General features: G+C 46.4%; 2 protein-coding genes. Both read right to left on the reverse strand.

Annotated features, from left to right (window positions below; translation table 11 throughout):
• A partial coding sequence (locus GX016_09785) for a hypothetical protein (protein HHT71833.1) occupies positions 1 to 4,928 on the reverse strand: 4,928 nt, incomplete at its 3' end.
• Between the two features lie 226 nt (positions 4,929 to 5,154).
• The gene (locus tag GX016_09790) at positions 5,155 to 7,743 is read right to left on the reverse strand and encodes a hypothetical protein (GenBank protein HHT71834.1); all 2,589 of its coding nucleotides are present in this window, start codon (positions 7,741 to 7,743) and stop codon (positions 5,155 to 5,157) included.
• Between the last annotated feature and the right edge of the window lie 503 nt (positions 7,744 to 8,246).

An 8,246-nucleotide genomic window follows, 5' to 3' on the forward strand; every position in this document is an offset into this window, starting at 1 on the left:
CCTACAGGGACATCACAAGTATGGCCTTTCCCGTCGCTAACCGTAAGAACTACGCCTGTTATGCCCCTGTTGACACCGGTGATTGTGGCTTTGCCGTCATCAATCCCTGCTATTGCTATCTTTTCATCCGGTTTCGTACTGATTCTGCTGACAGCCAGGCTGTCTCCGTCGGCATCCAAAGCTACGGTATCGGCGTCAATCCATTCTGTTTCTCCAGCCTTGATTTCAACGGCGCCAATGAAATCTTTTGCCGTGGGAGCACTTTCGAACAGCACCTTGACCGTGGTGTTTCTGTTGATGTCCTCCAGAGTGTAACTTGTATCGGTACGGGCTAGATAAATATTGTTCACTGTCCAGCCCTTTACTCCCAACTCGGGGTGGGCGGTAAGAACTATATCCGAGTACATCTGCACCTTGCCGCCGCTTTCCACAACGCCTGTCGGCGATGTATTCCCAACCCCCACCACAGCCGTAACCGTCCCGCTTCCCCCTTCGGAGCCAAAAGTAACTGTCTTGGTGGAGACGACGACATAGGTGATTTCAATCCTGTAGCTTGCAGAGAGCTCGTTAATGGTATAGGAAGGCTGGCTGCCGAGGACAGTGGGCAAAGCTGCAGGCTTTCCATCGTCGTCCACCGGTGTGATTTCCCAGCTATAAATGAGCGCCGCTTGAGGAGGCGTCACAGCAATGGTCACCCTGGACCCTTTCTTTATCGGATCACTCGGCAAGACCATGTCCCCATCGGCACGGATGATAATAATTCCATTGTCGAAGTAAGCCACATCGGTATTAGTGATTTGTGAAGACACTTCAACCTTATGTTCCACTGCCCTGGCAAACATCACCTTCACCACGGTGTCTTCCGAAAGGGCTTCTATGGTATAGGTGTCTCCAATAAAGGTGCTGCCGTTGTCATTTTTCACTACTTCACCGTTTTTGCTCCACTGTTTCACCGTGTATTTTGTATCACCGCTAATAGCGGGAACGGCAGTGAATGTTATGGGCATCTGAGCCGCGACAGAGGTGGCCTCACCCTGCGGCAGCTCAAAGCTTCCGGCATATCTGGCGGTTAGGGTGCCCCATACCGCACCGTTCTGGCCTTCTTCAGTGTTTTCCGCGATATCAAAAGTGATGTCATAAGTGGAATAGGTGAAGCTTACATTAACAGTAACATCCCCGGACAAACTGTCGATGGTCAATGTATTGCCTGTATTACCGAGGGCGGCCTCTCCGTTTATTGTCCACCGGCTCACCCGATAGCCTAAATCTGGCTTGGCAATAAACTCCACTGTGGTCCGTTCGGATACTTTATCGCCGGACTTAATCTCATAATTACCTCCGGCGCCTATTTCAAAGGCCGTAACGCTGCCGTTGATTCCGGCAAAATAGCTTACCGTGTATTGTTCCGGGGACTGCTCGGTTACACTCAGCCTCGCATAGGCGCTTTCCGCCGACAGGGGGAATTGGTTGTTCATAAGCCGTGTTACCATGCAGCAATACTCAAAGCCGTCCATGGCCGGAGTAACACTTGATAGTGTCAGGGTTTTTTCGTTGGCACCGGGTATGGCGCTCCAGTTGTCATCCGGGCTTTGGCGCTGATACCACTGATAATACAACCGGGCAGGGGCAGCGCCCTCCGGTAGCTTAGCGTCAATACTAAAGGAAGCGTCATCTCCCGCTGCGGCTGTGGTATCCCTGGGCTGGGCCGTTATCACCGGTGGGTCGCCGGTGGCGGCGGTACTGGCTTCCAGTGTTACCGAATTGGTCTTGATACCAGTGCTGTCCAATGCGACCAGCTTATATTTATAGGTCACATTGGGGAAAACATCCGTATCTAGATAATAATTGGTGCCTGCTTCAATCGAAATATTGTCATCCAATAAAGCCCATTCTTTAAAATAATTGTCGTACCGGTACAATTCATATCTGTTCGGCTTCAGCCCATCGCTAATGTTATCCGGCACATCCCAGGCCAGGGTGATTCTGTCGGTTGTCCTCTCTTCCACGTAAAAACTGCTGGGGAGCTTTGGCAAGCCCTGCACATTGGATACAGTATAATAAAGTACCATTATGTCCTCATCGTTAAACACGGTGGTATACGAATGAAGTCTTGTGGTTAAGGAATATCCGGTGGTGGGGAAATTTGCTAAGGAAGACCCAATGGTAGTCCCGCTGAAGCTGGCTACGGCCCCGCCGGCACCGATACTGCCTCCAAAAATGATTCCCAGGACACCTCCACCGACACCTGCGCCAACACGTGATTCCATGGAGAGGGAAAAAGTAAAGGCATGCTCATCGCTTTCGGTGATTGTAAGCTCGGTACTGACGGAACCGGATCCAAATGTGGCGCTGATGCTGCTGTCAGAGGACAAAACATTTTCTGCACCTTTAAACTGGGCTACACTCTTGGGATATGTGCCAGGGTCACCCTGGGTGTGTATCCAGAAATCGCTGTCGATTTTGTCTAAACCAGATATTTCGGCAAGGTCATTGTAGCTTTCAACCGGGAAAACCATGATCTGCGGAGCGCTTGGAATCGAGACCGCCATGATGCCCCAGGTGGACGGATCGCTTTTTTTTGCATCGGGATATTTTCCCTTGTAGGGAATGCTCTCCTCATAATACCTGTAATAATAAACGTCAAGGGGCGCTGACACCATTACAACGGAGTCCTGTCCGCCATTGGTTTCATATTGAACGGTGCTTTCCCTTTCTATGGTATGACTGAATTCATAACTGGTGTTGGCGGAGATACTATTCTCCATCTCAATAGAAGCAATTTTCAGCCCTAAAACGCTTATATCCTGTTCAATACTTACATAGCCCCCCAGGCTGAATTCGGTAACACCTGTGGCAGTCTGGGAGGAGCCCGAAGACTTGCCGAGATAGGTGGAGCCGGGTTCCCAATCGGGCCACGGGTAAGCGTTGTAAATATCCTCATAATAGGGAATGGACGCGAGCACCGACAATACCTCGGGCTTGGAATAGGTGAACGCATAGTCGATATATTGTACAAAAATAGCGTCATTGTCCATATTGGGAGCGCAAACCGTGGGATAAAAATCAAACCTCTTAGGATTATTAGACGCTGCTCTGGCCATAGAACCATACTTTTTTTGCACATCCAGGGAAGTACCTGCCGCGCTCTCGTACATCAGGGCAAACTCGAAAATGCAATCAAAGGCATATGAAACAAGAAGCTGCTCTCTTCCCTCACTCTTTACGTAGTAATCGTTCTGGTCCAGGAAGCTTCCGGGAATTAACGCATTTATCGAGGAGTTGGGCGCGCTGAAGTTCTTATATGGCACTATACTGTCGTTTGCCTTGCCTTCGTCGTCATAGATGTTGAATTTTCCGGAATCCACATCATAATAATACATGCAGTTTCCAAAGAAAATCTGGTGGTTGGTCCGGCCGTTTACATACCCTGTAAGGCTCACCGACTGTAAGGGAAGAGTCCAGTTCCGCGCGTTTCTATACCGGGCGCTGCTGGCTAAGTCACGGCCCGAAGCGCTGTTATAGCTTGTATCGCCGGCTCTTGTCCAGGCCATATCCTCTTCTTCCCGAAATACAGTAAAGCCCTCAAAGTCCCCGTAGGAACCCGATTCTTGGTCGTACTTCATATATGACATGGCCAGCTCATGATAATACTCGAATTTTTCCGTCTTCCCGAATTTGTTAGTGAAGGCGTACAATGCGCCCTGGTCGTTTTTATTGACCATATAACCACCTACGACGATTTCGTTCAGCCCGTCGTTGTCTATGTCTCCCACCGTAACGCCGGCATTTCCCACAGGATGTTTCTTGTTCCCGAAAGCGATTGTCCTGCTGATTGATGAATAAGAACCATCTTGGTAATCGATTATCCTGATACTACTGTTTTGATCCACGGTCAGTACATCTCCGGTGTAAGTGTAAACTAGTTCATCAATGTTATCGTTATCCACATCGCCGGATGCCAGATGAAAGGCTGTATACTCTCTAAAGGTATCTCCATAAAGTGAGCAGTAATTTAAATCATCATATACATACTCCAGATCAAATCTGACGCCAACAGGACCGGGGCTTACCCCGAAAATATAGATATTGCCTGAGGTTTGCGAATTGCCCGATTCCCTTAACTGACCGGGCACTGCCACAGCTACCTCTTCCTTGCCATCGCCGTCATAATCGCCCGCGGTTATCTGAAGGTAGGAACTCCAGTAGTAGATGCTGTCGGGTATATAAAAGTCATGTATATCTGCTTTTGATACGGTGCGCAGCGTAGTTTTCCCCATACTTTGTCCCGTTTGAGAATTGATGCACTGCAAATTGAAATCTGCACTGTACCCTTCAACGCCAGCATTGAAATTATCTATGTCGCCATCAGGTTTACCTTCGCTGCCATTATAATTGATTTCTATATAATAACGTATTATTTCATCTACGCCGTCGCCGTTTATGTCGGCTGCTATGGTTTTGGCCGGACGGACATCGGGCTCGTCTGGAAACGTGATGTGAGCAACAGTACCGTATTTGCCGGAATTTTTATAAAACAGATCGCTTACAGGATCAGGGTAGGCATACGCACCATCATACCAGTAGATATCGCCCCTTTCTTCATCATCATGTGTTCGATAATGTCCGCCTGCACTGGCAAAGACTCTGCTGCCTACCACGGCAATTTCCAGCGGTGCTTCACCAAAGATGGTTACAGCATCGGTATTTGCACCTATCGGGTTTTCGCCGGTGGCCGCTCGTGCTTGCGAGGTTTCCGGCTGTGATGTATCAAAGCCCCATCCTTCAGCTATATCCATGCTGGAGTCGTCGCTTTTGTCGGCAGTGGTTCCTTCCGCGCCAGCAGCAGTTGAAAAAGGCGATAAGATAGAAATTATCAGGCACAGAGCAACAAGCAGCGATAATACTCTTTTTTTGCTTGGCTTTTTCATTCTCATCCCCTCCACAAATTCAACCAAATTCTTACATACAGACAGCCAATTTACTGTCTATCCGGTTTAATGAAGCCTTAAATGTAAATTAATTATAGAACACATTGATTTTTTTTAACCTATCCTTTGGTATAGGTCGCCCGTACTTTTTATGTCATACAAAAAACGACTGCCTGCACAATAGCAGCACAGCAGTCGTTTCTATCCACCGGACCAATAAATTGTTTCAGTCCAGCAGTCCCAACTTATTTGCTCTACTTATGGCCTCGAGCCGGGTTTTGGCGTCCAGTTTTCCAAAAAGATTAGTATTATGATATTTTACAGTACTGAGGGATATGCCTAATTCCCTTGCAATCTCAATATTGGACAGCCCGGCTGCAAGAAGCTGCAAAACCGTATTCTCCCGAGGGGTGAGCCGTTCTATTAAACGCAGGCCGGTACTACTTTCGGCTCTAATCATCCTTGTATCCATCAGAGCGTGCCCAAGCAGTTCTTCCGCATAAGCTGCTATCGCATCCTGCTTCCCCCGATAGGCAATATATGTTTTCAACAGTCTACACATGGTTGATTGCTCATCTGCAAAGCTTCTCACATATCCTTCCTTGCTTCCTGTCTCAAGGGCCTTTTCAATATAAAACATTGAACGGGCCTCATCACCCATGCCGGCAGCCGCAGCAGCGAGCAGACTAAGTATCTCAACCTTACTGTGCAGTCTGGATTTTCCTTCGGCAAAAATCAGAAGCCTTTTGAGCAGCATATCAGCATCATTCAAAAAACCCTTTGCCATCAGGACCCTTGCATACACAATGAGCTCAAATTCTTTCGCCCGGCTTATTTCATGATAAATGCCCAGTTTGCACGAAGCAAACCACCTTTCAACCTTTTCCATATCCCCAGAATCAATATGCAACCGGGTTTTAAAGGCGTTAAGCAAATAAGTCCAATGCGGCTTCCCTTGATTTTTGAGCCATGCCTCATACTTGTGCAGGACGCGCAATGCTCCGTCGATATCTCCCTGTGCCCTTTTTATGCGTGCAATGGACGCTATTGCAGGTACGAGCGCTCCGGGACATCCAACGTCAATTGCCTCATTGATGGCGGAAAGCAGGCATGGAAGCGCATCTTGAAATCTGTTGCTTTCATAATAGTACTCGCCTTCGGCCAGCGGGGCATATCCGGGATTTTTAGACAGCATTACCCTGTAATTCTCCACAAACCTGTGATAGCGAGCCAAATCTTCTCTGGCCAGACTCACCAACATACACATTGAACTTCTGTATAAATAGATATCGAACAGGTTGCAGTCCACATAGCCTGACATCTTAATCGATTTCTCTCTAACCACTTGTGATACCTGGTCAATAATCGAAACAAATGCTTCAAAGTTCCCTTGCCGTATTGCCAGATTTGCTTTTAACATATTAATGTACAATTCGTTCTCTGCGTTGAGTATCCGCTTCATTGCCTTATTTGTTTTCGCGTTCAGCCTCTCCATCTTCTTGATGAATTTCCAAGCATGGTCATATAGACCCATTTCCGTGTAATAAAATGTATAGGCTGCACTGATGGCAAAACTGTCCTCCCTTAATTTTTCAGGCAATCTTTCTACCCAGTTAAAGAGCTTTAGATAGTCCCCTGTCTTTTTGAGTTCACTTATTTGCCTGGAAATTAATTTCATGGTTTCTTCATAGCATTCGGCATTCAGGTAATAGTCGATAGCCTTGTCCGGACATCCATTATACTCACTCCATACCGCTGCTCTAAAGTTTAGTTCTTTCTTATCGATGTTGGATTCAACAAGCAATTTATCCAGAAACTCTTTGAAGATAGAGTGGTACCTGTACCAGTTGTTATTATCATCAAGGGAGATAAGGAAACCATTCTTCTTGCTGATAATAGCAAGAAGCTGACTTCCGTTCTCACCGCCTGTGACGGCATTACACAACGGTCCGCAAAGCGTATCCAATATTGAGGTTTTCATGACAAAATCCAGGTCTTCTTCTGTCCATGAACTTATTATCTCGTCCCGCAAATACCTAAAAATATGTTTACTGCGGTTTGTAAGCCCACTTATCACCTTATCCATGTCTTCCGCTTTCTCCATGGACATCGCTACTGCAACCAGGGCGGCAGCCCAGCCTTCTGTGTAGCACTCAACCTTCATAATGTCTTCACTGGAAACATGAAATCCGCGTGCTTTGTAAAACTCTGTAATTTCTTCCTGATCGAATCGAAGATTATTTGATTCCAGAGTGATTAAATCGCCTTTTATCCAGTGCGTATCCAGTTTTAAGTCCGGTTCGGTCCTGCTGATAATAATAATGTGCATCTTTGGCGGTAAGTACCTTATCAAATATGACAAGTTCTTTAGAATAAGCTCATCGGTTATATGGTGAAAATCATCCAGTACAATAATAAAATCGCAGGCTGCGTCAGACAGCCTGTCGATCATAATGTTTAAATGGATATTTGAATCTAAAAGTTCTCGTGAGAAAAAAGCATAAGAAGCGTCCGGAGCGATATCTTTATTAATGTTGTTCAAGGCAGCAAAAATGTATCGCCAAAAAACCACTGGATCATTGTCTGTCTCATCAAGGGTAACCCACGCGGAAATAATCCTGCTCTTTTCCAGCCACACATTGACTGCCGAGGTCTTACCATAACCCGCAGGTGCCGATACAATGGTAAGCTTATGTGCAAGTGCCTGGCTGAGACTCTGGTAAAGGCGGCTTCGCACAGTCAAGCGGCTGTCTGTTTCAGGCCGGCTGTACTTGGTTTTTAATAGACTCTGTCGAAACAGCTTTTCACTTTTCATTGCCGGTATTCTCCTATACAATACTTTTATGTTTGTATATGAGTCCGGTTCTTAAGTCAACTTAAATATCTGCGCCAATCGTTGTGGTAACTTTTCCCTAATCGATCTCAATATATCATGCCAGCTATCATTGTCAAGAGGGGTATCGGCATAAAGACTTCACCTGTACCCCTCCCTGTACGATCCCTTGTATTCCCGCAAAAAGGTGGGCAGGGGTGCACTAATAACAAGATTAGATTAAACATACGCTAATCCCAACAAATTATTGTTATGATGGCATACGGGTGAAAACTATCTTTTATCTTCATTAAATTTCTTCCAGGGCGGACAAAAAAATAACCTAACCGCCATTTTCTTTCTTTAAAGACCATCCCCAGTCATCTTACCATTAAACACCAATATCGTCTATACGCAGTGCTTTCCAGGGGAAATTAGGAGCCTTGGATCGATTCTCATGACAAAAGTGCCTCAATCTGCTTCTTTGATTTCTTATCCAATATTTC

The organism is Bacillota bacterium, assembly GCA_012837285.1.
Lineage (GTDB): Bacteria > Bacillota > DTU030 > DUMP01 > DUMP01 > DUNI01.